A 16,724-nucleotide genomic window follows, 5' to 3' on the forward strand; every position below is an offset into this window, starting at 1 on the left:
ATGCTGCATTTCTTCCGCCACTGGCGCGATTACCTGGAGCTGTGCAAGCCCAAGGTGGTGGTGCTGATGCTATTCACTGCGCTGGTGGGGATGCTGCTGGCGACCCCCGGCGAGTTGCCCTGGAATGCGCTCATTCTCGGCAATCTGGGGATTGCGCTGGCGGCCGGCTCCGCCGCCGCCATCAACCATCTGGTGGACCGGCGAGTGGATGCGCAGATGGCCCGCACCCGGGCGCGTCCCCTGCCCACGGGGAATGTGCGCACCGCGCAGGCCGTGGTGTTCGCCGCCGCGATGGGCCTGGTCGGCCTGGGGATACTGGCACTGTGGGTGAATGTGCTCACCGCCGTGCTCACTTTCCTCTCGCTCATGGGCTACGCCTTCGTCTACACCCTGTGGCTCAAGCGCGCCACGCCCCAGAACATCGTCATCGGCGGGGCGGCCGGCGCGGCGCCCCCGGTACTCGGTTGGACCGCGGTGACCGGGACCGTGGACCCCTATGCGCTGTTGCTGTTCCTGATCATCTTTGTCTGGACACCACCACATTTCTGGGCGCTGGCCGTGCATCGACGCGAGGAGTACGCGCGGGTGGACATCCCCATGCTGCCGGTGACCCACGGCGAGCAGTTCACCCGCTTGCAGATCCTGCTCTACACCGTGCTGCTGCTGGCGGTGAGCGTACTGCCCTTCGTGACCGGCATGAGCGGCTGGTTCTATCTGGCCGGCGCGGTGCTGTTCGGCCTCGGTTACCTGTACTACGCGATCGCCATGATGGTGTCGGCCGATCAGCGCTTGCCGATGAAATCCTTCGGCTTTTCCATCGTCTACCTGTTCGGCCTGTTTGCGTTTTTGCTGATCGATCGCTATCTGCCGCTGATGAGGGCGGCGCTTTCGGCCTGAGCCAAGCAAGGGTAAGGAGACAACCATGCGGCTATTCAGTGACAGCATTCGTGACGGTGAGGTGATGCCCGGGCGCTTTGCCTTCGCCGTGCCGGACCCCGAGCAGCACGTACGGCTGAGCGACAACCGCAGCCCGCACCTGGGCTGGAGCGGCTTGCCGGAAGGCACCCGTTCGTTGGTGCTGATCTGCCACGATCCGGATGTGCCCAGCAAGCCCGACGACGTGAACCAGGAAGGGCGGCAGGTGCCCGCCGAGCTGCCGCGGGTGGACTTCTTCCACTGGGTGCTGGTGGATTTGGCGCCGGCCGTGAGCGAATTGGCCGAAGCCGAGGCCTCGGACCGGGTGACCGCCCGGGGCAAGCCCGGCCCGCAGGGGCCGCGGGGGAGCCGTCAGGGGCTGAACAGCTATACCGACTGGTTCCAGGGCGATGCGGACATGGAGGGCCGGTATTACGGCTACGATGGCCCCTGCCCGCCGTGGAATGACAGCATCGCTCACCGTTACCGCTTCACGCTGTATGCCACGGATCTGGAGCGTTGCCCGGTGGGTGAGCGATTCACCGGCCCGGACGTGCTGGCCGCCATTGAGGGCCATGTGCTCGATCAGGCGAGCCTGACAGTCCGTTACAGCCTGAACCCGGACGTGCCGGCCTGACGAGCGGTGCCCCCCGGTGCCGGGGGGCAAATCGGGCTATTGGCGGGTGATCGGGGTGAGGGTGAGCTCCACCCGGCGGTTGGCCTGGCGGCCCTGGGCGGTGCTGTTGTCCGCCACCGGATAACGCTCGCCGTAGCCGCGGGTGATGATGCGCAGCGGCTGCAGGCCGCGGGTGCGCAGATAATCGCTCACCGACTGGGCGCGCCGCTCGGACAGGCCCTGATTGTAGCTGTCAGAGCCGGTGCTGTCGGTATGGCCGGCCACCTCGATCAGCGTGTTTTCATATTCCTGCAGCACCAGCGCCACATCGTTCAGTACCGCGGTGAACTGGGGGCGCAGGGTGGACTCGTCCAGCGCGAAGGTGATGTTGCCGGGCATGTTCAGGGTGATGTTGTCGCCGTGACGGGTAACGCTCACACCGGTGCCTTCCAGGCGCTCGCGCAGCTTCCTCTCCTGCACGTCCATGTAGTAGCCGACGCCGCCACCGGCCAGCGCGCCGACCCCGGCGCCGATCAGCGCGCGCTTGCGCCGCTCGGAGGAGTCGTCGCCGGTGGCGATGCCCACCACGGCGCCGGCGATGGCGCCTATGGTCGCGCCCTTGGTGGCGCTGGCGGTCTTCTCCTCGCGGGTGTAGGGGTCCATCGTGGTGCAGCCGCCGATGAGCAGGCTGCCCGTGAGAAGGGCGGTTGCCAATTGCTTGCGCATACGTGTCACTCCCTGTGCGAAAGATCCATCCTTGGGACCGAAGAAAGGCCTGTTCTCTCAGTCCTGGCCGTAGCGGTTGTTCATCACGTCCATCCAGGCATTGTGCGCCTGCTGCGCTTCCTCGCGCCACTTCTGCACCTGCTCGCGGCTGTGCTTTTCACGGCCCTCGGCATCGGTGACCGGGCGCGGATCGTATTCGCTCTGGTGGCGCGGTTCATCGCTCATGGGCGCTTCCTCTCTACAAGTGTGGACGGGCAGTATACTGCTCGCGAACAGGGGCTGATCAATGGTTAGTGTAATGGAGTTCGACCGGGATCTGGATGTGCGGGGGCTGGACTGCCCCTTGCCGATACTGCGCAGCAAGCGCAGCCTGGCCACCATGGAGGTGGGGGAGGTGTTACGGGTCAGGGCCACCGACCCCCACGCGGTGGTGGATTTCGCCGCCTTCTGCGAGAAGACCGCGCACCGTCTGGAGCGGCAAAGCGAAGGGGCGGGGGAGTTCCACTTCTGGGTGCGCAAGGGCTGAACACGGCCCCGGGGGCTGAAAGCACATCGCCGCCCGCAGGCGGCGATGTGGCGGTCAAGCGGGGTCGCTGGCTCAGGCGGCCTTGCCGGCCCGGGCCAGACTGTCCTTGGTGATCTTCTGCAGTTCGCTGCCGAACTTCTCGCCCAGGCCGCTCAGGGTCTTCACGTCGGCGCTGAGCTTCTCGTTCAGCTCGCCGGCGACTTTCTGCTGCTGGCTGACGAAGGCCTGCAGGCTCTTGGCATCACGCACTTCCAGTGCGGCACGCAGCTGCTGCAGGTTCAGTTCCGCGCAGCTCTTGGCGGTTTCCAGCTGGAAGGCACTGAGCTTTTCCAGGTTCTCGACCATCAGGGCGCCCAGCTGCTTGGCGGGGGCGGTGGCATCGGCGAGCTGCTTGGTGACGTTCTTGAGCTGATCCTGATACATGCTGACACTCCTGAGTGTTGGGTTGGCAACCATCAGCGGTTGTTGCAGTGCAATATAGCACCGGGGTTTGCTGCGGTGCAACACTTGCGGTGCCCAGCCGGGTCAGCGCGTGCTCAGGTGTCCTGGAAGCCGATCTCGCGAATCAGTTGCTGTATGGCGCGCGTGGTCTCTCGGGGGGTTTGCAGCAGCTCGAAACCGGTGGCGTAGAAGTCCGGGTTGACGTCCTGCTTGCACCAGCGGCTGCGGGCCGGCGTGAAAAGACTACGGGGCTCGGCCAGGTTCTCCACCGTGCGGATCTCCAGCTCCCAGTCCTGGTCCACGTCCAGCGGTTCGCGGCTCATGACCATCATGCCGTCGGTGGTGATATCGCCCAGATAGCCGATCTGCTCACCGCTGTCCCGGTGATAGACCTTCAAATAGAAGATGAGATGGTGGCGGTGCTGCTTGCGTGCACTATGGCGCATATCGATACCCGCTTTCCCTGTGGTCGATCCGTTGCGGAGGCCCATGGGAATTGGCCAACGCCTCCTTATGCGAAGCTAACCCCCGCGCTTCCCCAGGGTCAACTCGCAGTGCAGCAGAGCCCCGTGAGCATTGATCCGTGGCGCGGCTCAGGGAATCTGTGGTTTCGACAGCCAGCGCTCGAGCGTGTTCTCCGCCGCCTGGCCCATGCGTTTGCTCAGGCTGCGTTTGGGATGGAAGCGCAGCTCGATGAGCTGGTGATCCGCCGCGTGGCGAAGCAGGTAATCGTCCGAGGTGCCCAGTTCATCCACCAGCCCCAACGCCTTCGCCTGCTCGCCCAACCAGTGCTCGCCGGTGGCTACCCGCGCCAGATCCAGCTGCGGGCGATAACGGGTGATGAAGTCCTTGAACTGGCGATGGATGGCTTCCAGGTCCTCGCGGAACTTCTCCCGTCCCTGCTCGGTGTTCTCGCCGAACACCGTGAGTGTGCGCTTGTACTCACCGGCGGTAAGCATTTCGAAGTCCACGTCGTGCTTTTTCAGCAGGCGGTGAAAGTTCGGCAACTGCGCGACCACGCCGATGGAGCCCACCACCGCGAAGGGGGCGGCGAGAACACGATCGGCGACGGCGGCCATCAGATAGCCGCCGCTGGCCGCCACCTTGTCCACGCTCACGGTCAGGGGGATGCCTCGCTCGCGCAGCCGCACCAGCTGCGAGGCGGCAAGCCCGTAGCCGTGCACCACACCGCCCGGGCTCTCCAGGCGCAGCAGCACCTGATCTTGGGCACCGGCGACGCTGAGAATGGCGCTGATCTCCTCGCGCAGGCTCTCCACCCGTGAGGCGCGAATATCGCCGTGGAAGTTGAGCACGAACACCCGCGACTTGTCGGCGTCGCCGCCGGTGGCCTGCTTGTGTTGGCGCTTGTACTGGCGCTCCAGCCGCTTCAGGCCCCGGGCGTCGGTCATCTGCCGGCGCAGGCTGTGTTCCATGTCGCGGTAGCGCCGGTTAAGCTTGCGTACTTCCAGGCGCTCGCGGCGCTGTCGCCCGCGGGCGCCCAGGTTGATGAGCGCCGCGGCGGCGAAAAGTAGCGCCGCGAGCAGGGTTACGGTCTTGGCGAGGAAAAGGCCGTAGTCCAGCAGAAAGGCCATGCGGGAATCCTTGGAATATGTCTTCGAGCGATGACGATCGTTCGCGCCAGTATAGCCTGACAGGGCATGCTGTCGCGGTACTGGCGGCAAGCGAGCCGGTGGCGCATGAAGATTGGCGGGGCTATACCTTTCGGCAGTTGGATGCCGCGGCCGGTGCGGTCAAGGGCACGGCCTTCCGCGCTTTCAAGCGTCACCGGGCCGCCCTGCGTGAGGGCGAGGACTATCTCTGGCTGGATGGCGTCGCGCACCCGGCGCTGCGGGAGGCGCTGCTCGCGCGCGGGCTGCTGTACCCGGCGGTGGCGAATATCACCCTGATCAGCCCGGACGTGAGCGCTCGCTTGTTGTCGGGCCGCGGCTTTCCGGGTGCCGGCGCCGGCGAGGGCAAGGCATGAAGATTCACAACCTGCCGGTTTATCTCCCCTCCGGTGGCGGGCCAGCCCGGAGCGAGCCCCCCGCCAACCAGGCCCCGCAGACTCCGCCGTCCCGGCCCTCCGCGCCTTATCGGCCCCAGGCCTCGGATCCGCTATGGGCGAGGGAGCACTCCGCGCCGCCCCAGCGCCCCGCCCTGCGGGCCTTCGTCGAAGTCCAGTCCATGGATCGCTCCGAGTTGCTGGTTCAGGGCGGGCGTCTGGATCTGTACGCCTGAGGGGCGGATGCTTGCCGCCTTGCCCTTGCTCCCACTAAGCTCTGCCACCCACCCGATGATGAATGAAGCGCCTATGTTCAGGGACTGCAGCCGATGACCCCCTGGGAACGATATCAAGCCGATCTGAAACGGCCCGAATTCACCCATGACCCAGCCCAGGAAACCGCGGTGCGGCATCTGCAGCAGCTCTACGAGGCGCTGCTCGCCCGCCCGGAGCCGGGCATGATCGAGCGGATCTGGTCGCGACTGCGCCGCGAGCGGCCGGGGCCCGAGCGGGGGCTGTATTTCTGGGGCGGCGTCGGCCGGGGCAAGACCTACCTGGTGGATACCTTTTTCGAATGTCTGCCCTTCGAGGACAAGCGCCGCCTGCATTTTCACCGCTTCATGCACTGGGCACACGCCGAGCTCAAGCAGTTGAAGAACGCTCAGGACCCATTGGAGATCGTCGCTGAGCGTTTCGCCGCCGAGGCCCGGGTGATCTGCTTCGATGAGTTCTTCGTCTCGGACATCGCCGACGCGATGATCCTGGGGGGCTTGCTGCGTGGTCTGTTCGCCCGTGGCGTGACCCTGGTGGCCACCTCCAATATTCCGCCCCAGGAGCTTTACAAGGACGGCCTGCAGCGGGAGCGCTTCCTGCCCGCCATCGAACTGATACAGCGGCACACCACGGTGTTGAATGTGGACGGTGGCACGGATTATCGGCTGCGCTTTCTGGAGCAGGCGGAGATCTACCACACGCCGCTGGACGAGGGCGCCGACCGGGTGCTGGGGGAGGACTTTCGCCAGATTGCCGGGGAGCCGGGCCGTGAGGGAGAACCCCTGGAGGTGGAGGGTCGGTCGATCCCCACGCGCCGCTTGGCCGATGGGGTGGTCTGGTTCGACTTCAAGGCCCTGTGTGATGGCCCCCGCAGCCAGAGCGATTACATCGAGATCGCGCGGGAGTTCCACACTGTGCTGGTCTCCGGGGTACCGGAGTTCCACCGGGAGCGGGATGATCAGGCGAGGCGCTTCATCAGCCTGGTGGACGAGTTCTATGACCGCAACGTGGTGCTGATCCTCAGTGCCGAGCGCCTGCCGGAGCAACTATACACCGGCAGGCGGCTGGCCTTCGCCTTCGAGCGCACCGTAAGCCGTCTGCAAGAGATGCAGTCCCGCGAGTACCTGGCCCGCGCCCACAGACCCTAGAGAGGCATTGGGCGGTTCCCATGGACCTCTGTCTGTCCGGCGTCCTTGTAAGGGCGATGGCGATTCGTCGCGAGTCCCACCTTGCCGAGGCACGCCTGGCTGGCGCAGAGGTGCGCGGGAAATGCCGGGTGTCTCCCTGGGGCGGATTGATCGGCGCCTCTCCGGTCCTGAGCGGGTCCGGGTTCACACTTCTTGTCGACTCATCAACGTGTTAGCGTTGACGCTTGGCAGGGCCGCGGTGTGGGGGCAGGTGCCCATGGAGGCGTTGCGGGAGCGAATCATACGGGCCCAGGGTGGCCGCCAGGCACTGTCCGGGGTCGGCGAGGTCATGGGCCGGGCCGCCTTCGGCGGCTGGGAGTTCAGTGCCCGTTTCTGTGCCAGCGTGCCCCGGGATGTGGATTTCCTGCTCCTTCCCGGCTCGGCCGAGGTAGCCTTCAGTGATTTCCCCGCGGCCACGCAGACGGCCTGGTTCGGGCCCCGGGGTACCCGCATCGAGAACGCCGCGGGCGTGTGCCTGGCCGAGCGAGAGGCGCCCGGTGCGGTGCTGCGCTCGGTGGGCCACTGGTTCGCCTGGGACACACTGGATGCGGTTTATTACTGTGGGCTCGCCCTTTGGCATGCGCTGGCGCCGCCTTTCCTGCTGATGCGGGAGGAGCTGGATGCCGAGGTGCTTCCCGAGTGCGAAGTGGCCGGCAAGCGCCTGCAGCGGCTGCGATTATGTGCCACGGATGCGGCGATGCTCCCCGCCGGGGACCTGCTGCTCTACGCCGATGCCAGCGGCTTGCTGCAGCGCCTCGACTGCAGTTCGCCCTGCGCCGGCGGCTGGCCGCGCATGGCGCAGCTCTGCGAGGGGCACGAGGCGGTGGAGCGGGCCGTGCTGGCCACCCGGCGCCGGTTCCATGGCTGCTTCGGTGGGCAGCGCCAGTGGCCACTGATGCCGTTGGCCTGGCTGGAGCTGGATGATCTGGGCTTGGCAAGAAGCCGCCCGGCGGGCTGATCAGCCGTTCTCCTACAGCAGCGCCTCCACGTGGGCGGCGGCACATTCCGCGAGCGCCTGCAGGTGGTAACCGCCCTCCAGGGTCGAGATCAGTCGCCCCTCGCTGTGCTGACGCGCCAACCGGCACAGCGCCTCGGTCAGCCAGCCATAGTCCTCCGCATGCAGCTCCAGCCCGGCCAGCGGGTCCAGGGCGTGTCCGTCGAAGCCGGCGCTGACCAGGATCAACTGCGGCGCGTAGTGATCCAGCGCCGGCAGCAGTGTGGTCTCCCAGGCCTCGCGGAATTCCTTGGAGCCCGCCCCCGGCGCCAGCGGGACATTCCAGCAATTCTGTTCGCCGCGCTCGTTCTGGCTGCCGGTGCCGGGGTAGAGCGGGCTCTGTTGGCTGGAGAAGAACCGGTAGGGCGCGCGCCCCGTGATCATGTGCTGGCTGCCATTGCCATGGTGCACGTCGAAGTCCACCACGGCGATCCGCTCCAGGCCGTGCACCGCGGCGGCCTGGGCCGCACCCACCATGACGTTGTTGAACAGGCAAAAGCCCATGGCGCGGGCGGCCTCGGCGTGGTGGCCGGGGGGGCGCACCGCGCAGAAGGCATGTTCCAGGGCACCGGCCATGATCTGGTCCACGGCGTCGGTGAGGGCCCCGGCGGCGCGCAGCGCGGCCTCGCCGGAGCCGGGCGAGAGCAGGGTGTCGGCGTCCAGGGTTCGCTGCCCTGTGGTGGGCACGGCGCTCAGTACCCGATTCACGTAGTCGGCGGTGTGCACGCGCTGCAGTTGCTCACGGGTGGCCCGTGGCGGCTCGTGGCGCTGCAGATCCTGAAAGCGGGGAGCTTCCAGCGCGCTGAGTACGGCGCGCAGTCGGGCGGCCGACTCGGGATGACCCGGGCCGGTGTCGTGCTCCAGGCAGGCCGGGTGGGTGTAGAGCCAGGTGTTCATGGTGCGCCATCCGCTTGCGGGTATTAACGGATAGTGCGGTGGCAGGTGCGCGCCTGACAAGGGGGGCGGAGGAAGGCGGTGCGGCGGCTGCCCGATTATCCGGCGCCGTTCCTGCGCCGGAAGCGGTACAGGGCGATCTCGCCAAGCAGATTGGGCAGCAAACGTGCCCCGTAGTTGTGGCGATGGTGGCTGTCCATCACCCGGCTCTCCAGGATCTCGATGTCGCGTTCGCCGCACAGCGCCTGGAAGTCCCGCACGGTGCACAGGTGAATGTTCGGGGTGTCGTACCAGGAGTTGGGCAGGGCCTTGCTCACCGGCATGCGCCCCTTGATGGCCAGATGATAGCGCAACCGCCAGTAGGCGAAGTTGGGGAAGGTAACGATCCCTTCCCGGCCCACCCGCAGCATTTCCTCCAGCAACCAGTCCGGGTAGCGCACCGCCTGCAGGGTCTGGCTCATGACCACGTAGTCGAAGGAGTGGGCGTCGAAGTCCGACAGGCCCTCGTCCAGGTCGGACTGGATGACGTTCACGCCGTTGCGAATGCAGCGCACGATATTGTCCGGGTCGATCTCCAGCCCGTAGCCGGTCACGTCCCGTTCCTCGCGCAAATGCTGCAACAGCGCGCCATCGCCACAGCCCAGGTCCAGCACCCGGCTGCCGGGCAGGATCCAGTCGGCGATGGCGGCCAGATCGCGACGCAGGTTCATGCCGACCCCTCCCGGGCGACTCGCGCCATGTACGCGCTGAAGGCGTCCAGATAGGCGGGTATAGGCATGAGGAAGGCATCATGGCCCTGGGGGGCGTCGACTTCCGCGTAGCTGACATCCTTGTCGCCATCGAGCAGGGCACGCACGATCTCCCGGGAGCGGTCCGGGGCGAAGCGCCAGTCGCTGGTGAAGGAGGCGATGAAAAAGCCGGCCTGCACCGCGCTCAGCGCCTTGGAGAGGTCACCGCCGTGGCGGGCGGCGGGATCGAAGTAGTCCAGCGCCCGGGTCATCAGCAGGTAGGTGTTGGCGTCGAAGCGGTCGACGAAGGAGGCGCCCTGGTAGCGCAGGTAGCTCTCCACCTCGAAGTCCACATCGAAACTGAAGGTGTAGTCTTCCTTGCCCTGGCGAAGCTCGCGGCCGAATTTCTTCCCCATGGCGTCATCGGAGAGATAGGTGATGTGGCCGAGCATGCGCGCCAGTGCCAGCCCCTGGCGGGGCAGGGTGTCTTCGCGCCGGTAATGGCCGTTGAGGAACTCCGGATCCGACATGATCGCCTGGCGGGCGACCTCGTTGAAGGCGATGTTCTGGGCCGAGAGCCGCGGGGCGGCCGCGATCACCACGCTGTGACGCAGACGCTCGGGATAATCGATGGCCCATTGCAGCGCCTGCATGCCGCCCAGGCTGCCCCCCACCACCGCCGCCCAGCGGGCGATGCCCAGCTGATCCGCCAGCCGCGCCTGGCTGCGCACCCAGTCGGCGACGGTAACCACGGGGAAGTCCGCGCCGTAGGCGGCGCCGGTTTCCGGATCAATGCTGGTGGGGCCGGTGGAGCCGTGGCAGCCGCCCAGATTGTTGCTGCACACCACGAAGAAGCGGTCGGTGTCTATGGGCTTGCCGGGGCCTATGCAGGCTTCCCACCAGCCGGGCTTGCGCTCATCCACGCTGTGGTAGCCCGCGGCGTGATGGTTGCCCGAGAGCGCATGGCAGATCAGCACCGCGTTGCTGGCGTCGGCGTTCAGCCGGCCATAGGTCTCGTAGACCAGGTCATGGCACGGCAGCACGCGACCGCAATCCAGGGTGAGCGGTTCGCTGATGTGCAGCTTTTGAGGGGTGACCAGGCCGACGGAGTCGGCCGGCAATGTCTTGGGCATTGGCGGCTTGTCAGCACTCGAGCGGATTAGCTGCCAAGTCTACGGCCGGTGCCCTTGAGCCGCAAGCTCAGGCGCCAGGATCCTCCCCAGTGGTCGTGGCCTTGGCCGCTCTCACCGGGCGGGGGCGGGTGCCTTATACCAGGCCGCGCAGCATGGGGAAGATATCGCCGATCAGATAGCGCAGGAACATGATCCCCAGCAGTGCCACGGCCGGCGAGAAGTCGATGCCCGCCGGGGTGGGCAGGACATTGCGGATGGGGCGCAGGATAGGTCCGGTGAGGCTGTCCAGCACGCTCATGACCGGGTGGTAGCCCTGGGCTACCCAGCTCAGGATCACCTGCCCGATCAGGGCGATGAAGTAGATGTTCAGCAGCAGCCCGATCAGCTTGCCCACGGTGAGGATGGCGAGCAGCAAGGGCTCGGGCGCCCCGCCGCGGATCAGCACCCACACGGCCATGGCGATCAGCTGCAGCACGAGGATGATGACGAGGCTGGCAGTGTCGATGCCGCGCCAGCCGGGTAGCACCCGGCGCAGCGGGCGCAGCAGCGGCGCGGTGATGCGCACGATGAACTGGGAGAAGGGGTTGTAGAAATCCGCCCGGGTGAGCTGCAGCATCAGCCGCAGCATGAAAGCCCCCACATAGAGCTGGGAGACGGTCAGCCAGAGAAACTCCATGGCGCGCATTGCTTTACTCTCCCAGCAGATTGCCCAGTTCGTCGGCGCGTTCCGCGGCGGCGGCCACGGCGCGGGCCATCAGCTTGCGAAAATCCCCCGCCTCCAGCACGCCGATGCCCGCCTCGGTGGTGCCGCCGGGGGAGGTGACCTGACGGCGCAGTTCCGCCGGCGAGGCCTGGCTCTCCAGCGCCATCTTGGCAGCACCAAAAGCGGTCTGCAGCACCAGTAGCCGGGCGGCCTCGGCGGACAGTCCCTGGGCGCGGCCCGCCTCCTCCAACGCTTCCATCTGCAGGAAGAAATAGGCCGGGCCGCTGCCGGAAACCGCGGTGACCGCGTCCATCAGGGTCTCATCGTCCAGCCACTGGGTCAGGCCCGCCGCGCGCAGCAGGCTCTCGGCCAGCGCCCGCTGGGCTTCGCTGACCCGCGGGTTGGCATACAGCGCGGTGGCGCCGCTTTGCACCAGCGCGGGGGTGTTGGGCATGGCTCGCACCACCGCGGCCTCGCCACCCAGCCAGCGGTTCAGGTCCGGCTCGCGCACGCCGGCGGCGATGGAGATGAACACGGGCCGACGATCGCCGATCACCTCGCGCAGGTCCTCGGCCACGGTCTTCATGATCTGCGGCTTGATCGCCAGCACCACGGCGTCGGCCTCGCGGAGCAGTTCGTGGTTGTCGCGGGCGGCGTGGATGCGGAATTCCTCGCACAGCGCGGCCAGCCGGTCGTTGTCCGGTTCGGCCACCCGGATGCGTTCCGCCGGGTAGTCGTCGGCGATCAGCCCGCCGATCAGGCTGCGGGCCATGTTGCCGCCGCCGATGAAGCCGATGATGGCTTGGTTCATGCGTGTTCTCCTTGTTCCCGGGGACCGAACAGGGCGGTGCCGATGCGCACCAGGGTGCAGCCCTCGGCCACGGCCGCTTCCAGATCGCCGGACATGCCCATGGACAGGGTGTCCAGTGCCAGCCCGGTTTCCCGGCAATGTGCCTGCAGCGCGGCGAGCCTGGCGAAGGCCGCCCGCTGGCGGCTGAAGTCCGAATCCGGCGCGGGTATGCACATCAGGCCCCGCAGCCGCAGCCGGGGCAGCGCGGCGATGGCGTGCGCCAGCGCCAGGGTGTCGCGCGGGCTGCAGCCAGACTTGCTGGCTTCGCCGCTGATGTTCACCTGCAGGCAGACCTGCAAGGGCGCGCGCCCCGGCGGACGTTGTTCCGACAGTCGCCGGGCCACCTTGAGCCGGTCCAGAGTGTGAACCCAATCAAAGTTTAGCGCGATATCCTTTGTCTTATTGGACTGTATGGGCCCAATGTAGTGCCATTCCAGGTCCAGATCCCGCAGCTGCGCCTGCTTTCCCAGCGCCTCGGAGAGGTAGTTCTCGCCGAAGCGGCGCAGGCCGGCGGCGTGGGCGGCGCGCAGGGCCGACGCCGGCTGGCGCTTGCTTACCGCGAGCAGGGTGACACTGCCGGCGGGACGCCCGAAACGTTGCTCGGCGGCCTGGAGGCGGCTCCGAGTGGAGCTGACGCGCTCGGCGATGGCGCTCATTGTTGCCTGCCCTGGTGCTTGACGGTAACTTGGAATGTCCGCCGCATTCGGCGGGCGCGATAGAACATAACAAGAGCCAACCAGCGAAAACAGCTCGGGGGAACTTCGTGGATATCTCTGACCTGCTTGCCTTCTCGGTAAAGAACAACGCCTCCGATCTGCACATCTCCGCCGGCATGCCGCCGATGATCCGCGTCGATGGCGATGTGCGCCGGATCAACCTGCCGGCGCTGGAACACAAGGATGTTCACTCGCTGGTCTACGACATCATGAACGACAAGCAGCGCAAGGACTTCGAGGAGTTCCTGGAGACTGACTTCTCCTTCGAGATCCCGAACCTGGCGCGCTTTCGCGTCAACGCCTTCAACCACAACCGCGGCGCCGGCGCGGTGTTCCGTACCATCCCCTCCAATGTGCTCACCCTGGAGGAGCTGGGTTGTCCGCCGGTGTTCAAGGACATCGCCGACAACCCCCGCGGCATCGTGCTGGTCACCGGGCCTACGGGTTCGGGGAAATCCACCACCCTGGCGGCGATGGTGAACTACAAGAACGAGAATTACCACGAGCACATCCTCACCGTGGAAGACCCCATCGAGTTCGTCCACGAATCGAAGAAGAGCCTGGTGAACCAGCGCGAAGTGCACCGCGACACCCTGGGTTTCAACGAGGCCCTGCGCTCGGCGCTGCGCGAGGACCCGGACGTGATCCTGGTGGGTGAGCTTCGCGACCTGGAGACCATCCGCCTGGCGCTGACCGCCGCGGAAACCGGGCATCTGGTGTTCGGCACCCTGCACACCAGCTCTGCCGCGAAGACCATCGACCGCATCATCGATGTGTTTCCCGCCGCCGAGAAATCCATGGTGCGCTCCATGCTCTCCGAGTCGCTACGGGCGGTCATCGCCCAGACCCTGCTGAAGAAGGTAGGCGGGGGGCGCATCGCGGCGCACGAGATCATGATCGGCACGCCGGCCATCCGCAACCTGATTCGTGAGGACAAGGTGGCGCAGATGTACTCCGCCATCCAGACCGGCCAGGGGACCGGCATGCAGACCCTGGACCAGTGCCTGCAGGGCTTGGTGCGCAAGGGGCTGGTGAGCAAGCAGGACGCCCAGAAGAAGGCGGCCAACAAGGATTCCTTTATCTAGGCCCGGCGCGGGTGCGCAGAAGAACAATTAGGTAATGCATATGGATTTCAATGCCTTGCTGGAGCTCATGGTCAACAAGAAGGGCTCGGATCTGTTCATCACCGCAGGCATGCCGCCGTCGATGAAGATCTCCGGGCGACTCGCTCCGGTGACCAAGAGCAAGCTCACCCCCGAGCAGGCCCGTCAGGTGGTGCTTTCCATCATGAACGAGCGCCAGCGCGAGGAGTTCGAGGCCACCCACGAGTGCAACTTCGCCATCAGCGCTACGGGGCTGGGGCGTTTCCGTGTCAGCGCCTTCTACCAACGCAACAATGTGGGCATGGTGCTGCGTCGGATCGAGACCAATATTCCGTCCACCGACGAGCTGAAGCTGCCGGCGGTGATCAAGGAATTCGCCATGATCAAGCGCGGCCTGGTGATCTTCGTGGGCGCCACCGGCACGGGCAAGTCCACCTCGCTGGCCTCGATGATCAGCTACCGCAACCACAACAGCACCGGCCATATCATCACCATCGAGGACCCCATCGAGTTCATCCACCAGCACGCCGGCTGCATCGTCACCCAGCGCGAGGTGGGCATAGACACCGAGTCCTTCGATGTGGCGCTGAAGAACACCCTGCGCCAGGCGCCCGACGTGATCCTGATCGGCGAAATCCGCACCCAGGACACCATGGACTACGCCATCGCTTTCGCCGAGACCGGCCATCTGTGCCTGGCGACCCTGCACGCCAACAACGCCAACCAGGCCATGGATCGCATCGTCAACTTCTTCCCGCCGGAGCGGCACAACCAGCTGTTCATGGACCTGTCGTTGAACCTGAAGGGCGTGGTGGCCCAGCAGCTGATTCCCACCCCGGACGGCAAGGGGCGGGTGCCCGCGGTGGAGGTGCTCAAGGGCACGCCGCTGGTGGCCGACAAGATCCGCGCCGGCGAGGTGCACGAGCTGAAGGAGATCATGAAGCGCTCCCGGGAGCAGGGCATGCAGACCTTCGACCAGCACCTGTTCGAGCTCTACAAGAGCGGCCAGATCACCTACGAGGACGCGCTGCGTTACGCCGATTCGGAGAACGAGGTGCGGCTGATGGCCAAGCTGGGCGCCGATGACACCCAGGAGCGGCTGGAGAGCGCCACTGCCGGCATGACCCTGGTGGATGAGCGGGCCGGCGACCACCGGTACTGATGCGCTGCCGGCGGCTGCCGGGCGCTGGGGTCGCCCCGGCGCCTGTGGGCCTTTTCGGACCTCGCGGCGCGGCCGCGGAGCTTGGGCCGGCAGGAAAGTCGGACCCTCTCTGAGTACTTGCCATGAAACGACTCGCTTCCTGGTGGCGCCGCAAGGCACCGCCCGCCTCGCCGCCCGGCGCGGCTGACACGGATGATGAACAGCTGTGGGTTTCCCGCGCCCACTTGCGGCGCATGGAGGAGCTGGCACAACGTTATCGCAGCATCGTCGATCTCATACCCGAGGCGGTGTGCGTGGTGGCCCCGGATGGCCGGTATCTGGAACGCAATGCCCATGCGGAGACGCTCACCGGCATAGGGATCGATGCGGTGCGTGGCCGCTCCTTTCTGGATCTGGTGATCCCGGAGGATCGGGAGAGAGCCTTCGAGGCCGTCAATGGCGCCAAGCAGGGCAAGCCGCAGAACACCGGGTTCCGAGTCTACAACGCCGAAGGTGGTGTGGTGCATACCGACCTGACGGTAGCGCCCATCGTCAGCGAGGGGGAGGTGGTGGCGGTGTTCGGGCTGGCTCGGGACATGACCCACCGGGTAGAAGCGGAGCGCCGGCTCAAGGCCAGCGAGCAGAAGTTCCGCAGCCTGTTCCACCACAGCCTGGACGGCATCCTGCTGATCAGTAGCGACTATCGGATTATTGATGCCAACCCGGCCGTCTGCGCCATGCTGCAGCGGGACAAGGAGCAGCTGGTGGGTCAGCCCAGTGAGCTGGGCATGGTCAATGATGCGGCGCTGCGGGCGGCGCGCCAGGCGCAGCGCCGTCATGGCAGCTTTCGCGGCGAACTCTACGCCCGGCGGGCCGATGGCGGGGTGTTTCCGGTGGAAGTCAGCGCCTCCAGGTTCGCCGGTGCCGATGGCGAGTACTACATCGCCACCGTGATGCGCGATATCAGTGAGCGCAAGCGCGCGGAGCACGCCCTGCGCGCGTCTCGGGAGGATATACGCCGGCTGTGGGGCTTCGCCCAGTCGGTGCGTGAGCAGGAGCAGAAGCGGCTTGCCCGGGAAGTGCACGACGAACTGGGTCAGCTGCTCACGGCCATGAAGCTGGACCTGGACTGGCTCAAGCGCAAGCTGCCCGAGGAGGAGACCTTCGTCGCCGACAAGGTGGCCGATCTGGAGGTGCTGCTCAGCGCCACTCTCGACGCCCAGCGGCGTTTGCTGGCGGGGCTGCGGCCTCGAGTTCTCGACGAGCTGGGCTTGGGAGCCGCCTGCCAATGGTTGCTGAGGGAGTTTACCGCCAGCAGTAACGTGCCTCATCAGCTGTGCCTCAGTCACGGCGAGTTCCAGTTGGAGGATGAGCTCGCCACCACGGTGTTTCGCATTGTCCAGGAGGCGCTCACCAATGTGGCGCGACACGCGCAAGCCAGCCGGGTGCGGGTGAGCCTGATCCAGGGCGAGGGGCGCTTCTGCGTGCGGGTGCTCGATGACGGCTGCGGTCTGGCGTCTCGGCCAGACTCCTCTCAACAGCGGTTCGGGTTGCTGGGTATCCGTGAGCGGGTGAACCTGCTCAACGGCGAGCTGAGGCTGGAGAGCCAGCCCGGGTGCGGTACCGAGTTGCACGTGGATCTGCCGCTTGAGCCGGCGCGGGCTCCGGCTCAGGCGGGCGTGCCCGATCAGACCACGGCCAAGCTCGCCGGCGTGGCGCTCCAGGGGGGCGGAATCAGGGCGCACAGCCCGTGGGCGTGCCCCAGAGCGTGAACGC

The 16,724-nt window shown here is 66.5% G+C and carries 21 protein-coding genes; 10 read left to right on the forward strand and 11 right to left on the reverse strand.

Features of this window, described 5'->3' with window-relative positions; all coding sequences use genetic code 11:
* Positions 1-897: a heme o synthase gene (cyoE, locus tag GBG68_RS06460; protein WP_152146109.1), complete on the forward strand. Its 897-nt coding sequence runs from the start codon at positions 1-3 to the stop codon at positions 895-897.
* A gap of 25 nt (positions 898-922) precedes the next feature.
* Positions 923-1,552, forward strand: a complete 630-nt coding sequence (locus GBG68_RS06465) for a YbhB/YbcL family Raf kinase inhibitor-like protein (protein WP_152146110.1) — start codon at positions 923-925, stop codon at positions 1,550-1,552.
* A gap of 36 nt (positions 1,553-1,588) precedes the next feature.
* Here GBG68_RS06465 and GBG68_RS06470 read toward each other — a convergent pair whose 3' ends face one another.
* Both GBG68_RS06470 and GBG68_RS14150 read right to left on the reverse strand, forming a co-directional pair.
* The gene (locus GBG68_RS06470) at positions 1,589-2,257 is read right to left on the reverse strand and encodes an OmpA family protein (protein WP_152146111.1); all 669 of its coding nucleotides are present in this window, start codon (positions 2,255-2,257) and stop codon (positions 1,589-1,591) included.
* A 57-nt stretch (positions 2,258-2,314) separates the two neighbouring features.
* The gene (locus GBG68_RS14150; RefSeq protein WP_193222243.1) at positions 2,315-2,482 is read right to left on the reverse strand and encodes a hypothetical protein; all 168 of its coding nucleotides are present in this window, start codon (positions 2,480-2,482) and stop codon (positions 2,315-2,317) included.
* A 61-nt stretch (positions 2,483-2,543) separates the two neighbouring features.
* Between GBG68_RS14150 and GBG68_RS06475 the strand changes: the two genes are divergently transcribed.
* On the forward strand, positions 2,544-2,783 hold the full coding sequence (locus GBG68_RS06475) for a sulfurtransferase TusA family protein (protein ID WP_226801687.1): 240 nt from the start codon (positions 2,544-2,546) through the stop codon (positions 2,781-2,783).
* A gap of 72 nt (positions 2,784-2,855) precedes the next feature.
* Here the strand turns inward: GBG68_RS06475 and GBG68_RS06480 are convergent, their stop codons facing one another.
* The 3 genes from GBG68_RS06480 to sohB all read right to left on the reverse strand — a co-directional run bounded on the left by GBG68_RS06480 (position 2,856) and on the right by sohB (position 4,816).
* Positions 2,856-3,206, reverse strand: a complete 351-nt coding sequence (locus tag GBG68_RS06480; RefSeq protein WP_193222244.1) for a phasin family protein — start codon at positions 3,204-3,206, stop codon at positions 2,856-2,858.
* 113 nt (positions 3,207-3,319) lie between these two features.
* Positions 3,320-3,670, reverse strand: coding sequence for a PilZ domain-containing protein (locus tag GBG68_RS06485; RefSeq protein WP_193222245.1), 351 nt, complete (start codon positions 3,668-3,670; stop codon positions 3,320-3,322).
* A 147-nt stretch (positions 3,671-3,817) separates the two neighbouring features.
* Entirely contained in the window at positions 3,818-4,816 is a 999-nt protein-coding gene (gene sohB, locus GBG68_RS06490; RefSeq protein ID WP_152146114.1) for a protease SohB, read from the reverse strand.
* Positions 4,817-4,833: 17 nt separating this feature from the next.
* Here sohB and GBG68_RS06495 point away from each other — a divergent pair, with 17 nt between their 5' ends.
* The 4 genes from GBG68_RS06495 (at position 4,834) to GBG68_RS06510 (ending at position 7,644) form a co-directional block, all read left to right on the forward strand.
* Entirely contained in the window at positions 4,834-5,208 is a 375-nt protein-coding gene (locus GBG68_RS06495) for a hypothetical protein (protein WP_152146115.1), read from the forward strand.
* A complete protein-coding gene (locus tag GBG68_RS06500) occupies positions 5,205-5,462 on the forward strand; it encodes a hypothetical protein (RefSeq protein WP_152146116.1) in 258 nt (85 codons plus the stop codon). The genes GBG68_RS06495 and GBG68_RS06500 overlap by 4 nt, the downstream gene beginning before the upstream one ends.
* 93 nt (positions 5,463-5,555) lie before the next feature.
* Positions 5,556-6,647 carry a cell division protein ZapE gene (zapE, locus tag GBG68_RS06505; RefSeq protein ID WP_152146117.1) on the forward strand — a complete coding sequence of 364 codons (1,092 nt, stop codon included), beginning with the start codon at positions 5,556-5,558 and terminating at the stop codon, positions 6,645-6,647.
* 256 nt (positions 6,648-6,903) lie between these two features.
* Entirely contained in the window at positions 6,904-7,644 is a 741-nt protein-coding gene (locus GBG68_RS06510) for a hypothetical protein (RefSeq protein WP_152146118.1), read from the forward strand.
* A 12-nt stretch (positions 7,645-7,656) separates the two neighbouring features.
* On the opposite strand, the gene GBG68_RS06515 is transcribed toward GBG68_RS06510, so the two are convergent.
* The 6 genes from GBG68_RS06515 to GBG68_RS06540 all read right to left on the reverse strand — a co-directional run bounded on the left by GBG68_RS06515 (position 7,657) and on the right by GBG68_RS06540 (position 12,644).
* Positions 7,657-8,577, reverse strand: a complete 921-nt coding sequence (locus GBG68_RS06515; protein WP_152146119.1) for a histone deacetylase family protein — start codon at positions 8,575-8,577, stop codon at positions 7,657-7,659.
* 95 nt (positions 8,578-8,672) lie between these two features.
* Positions 8,673-9,284, reverse strand: a complete 612-nt coding sequence (gene metW, locus GBG68_RS06520) for a methionine biosynthesis protein MetW (protein WP_152146120.1) — start codon at positions 9,282-9,284, stop codon at positions 8,673-8,675.
* The gene (gene metX / locus GBG68_RS06525; RefSeq protein WP_152146121.1) at positions 9,281-10,435 is read right to left on the reverse strand and encodes a homoserine O-succinyltransferase MetX; all 1,155 of its coding nucleotides are present in this window, start codon (positions 10,433-10,435) and stop codon (positions 9,281-9,283) included. Before metX ends, metW begins: the two co-directional genes overlap by 4 nt.
* A 133-nt stretch (positions 10,436-10,568) precedes the next feature.
* A complete protein-coding gene (locus tag GBG68_RS06530; protein ID WP_152146122.1) occupies positions 10,569-11,120 on the reverse strand; it encodes a YggT family protein in 552 nt (183 codons plus the stop codon).
* A 4-nt stretch (positions 11,121-11,124) separates the two neighbouring features.
* On the reverse strand, positions 11,125-11,949 hold the full coding sequence (proC, locus tag GBG68_RS06535; RefSeq protein ID WP_152146123.1) for a pyrroline-5-carboxylate reductase: 825 nt from the start codon (positions 11,947-11,949) through the stop codon (positions 11,125-11,127).
* Positions 11,946-12,644, reverse strand: coding sequence for a YggS family pyridoxal phosphate-dependent enzyme (locus GBG68_RS06540; protein ID WP_152146124.1), 699 nt, complete (start codon positions 12,642-12,644; stop codon positions 11,946-11,948). The genes proC and GBG68_RS06540 overlap by 4 nt, the downstream gene beginning before the upstream one ends.
* Positions 12,645-12,751: 107 nt before the next feature.
* On the opposite strand from GBG68_RS06540, the gene GBG68_RS06545 reads away from it, so the two are divergent.
* The 3 genes from GBG68_RS06545 to GBG68_RS06555 all read left to right on the forward strand — a co-directional run bounded on the left by GBG68_RS06545 (position 12,752) and on the right by GBG68_RS06555 (position 16,720).
* Positions 12,752-13,789 (forward strand): type IV pilus twitching motility protein PilT, encoded by a 1,038-nt coding sequence (locus tag GBG68_RS06545; RefSeq protein WP_152146125.1) that lies wholly within the window; start codon positions 12,752-12,754, stop codon positions 13,787-13,789.
* Between the two features lie 40 nt (positions 13,790-13,829).
* Positions 13,830-14,969 carry a PilT/PilU family type 4a pilus ATPase gene (locus tag GBG68_RS06550; protein WP_152146159.1) on the forward strand — a complete coding sequence of 380 codons (1,140 nt, stop codon included), beginning with the start codon at positions 13,830-13,832 and terminating at the stop codon, positions 14,967-14,969.
* Between the two features lie 122 nt (positions 14,970-15,091).
* Entirely contained in the window at positions 15,092-16,720 is a 1,629-nt protein-coding gene (locus GBG68_RS06555) for a PAS domain-containing sensor histidine kinase (RefSeq protein WP_152146126.1), read from the forward strand.
* Positions 16,721-16,724 lie beyond the last annotated feature (4 nt).

The organism is Alkalilimnicola sp. S0819, from assembly GCF_009295635.1.
Taxonomy (GTDB): Bacteria; Pseudomonadota; Gammaproteobacteria; order Nitrococcales; family WHIW01; genus S0819.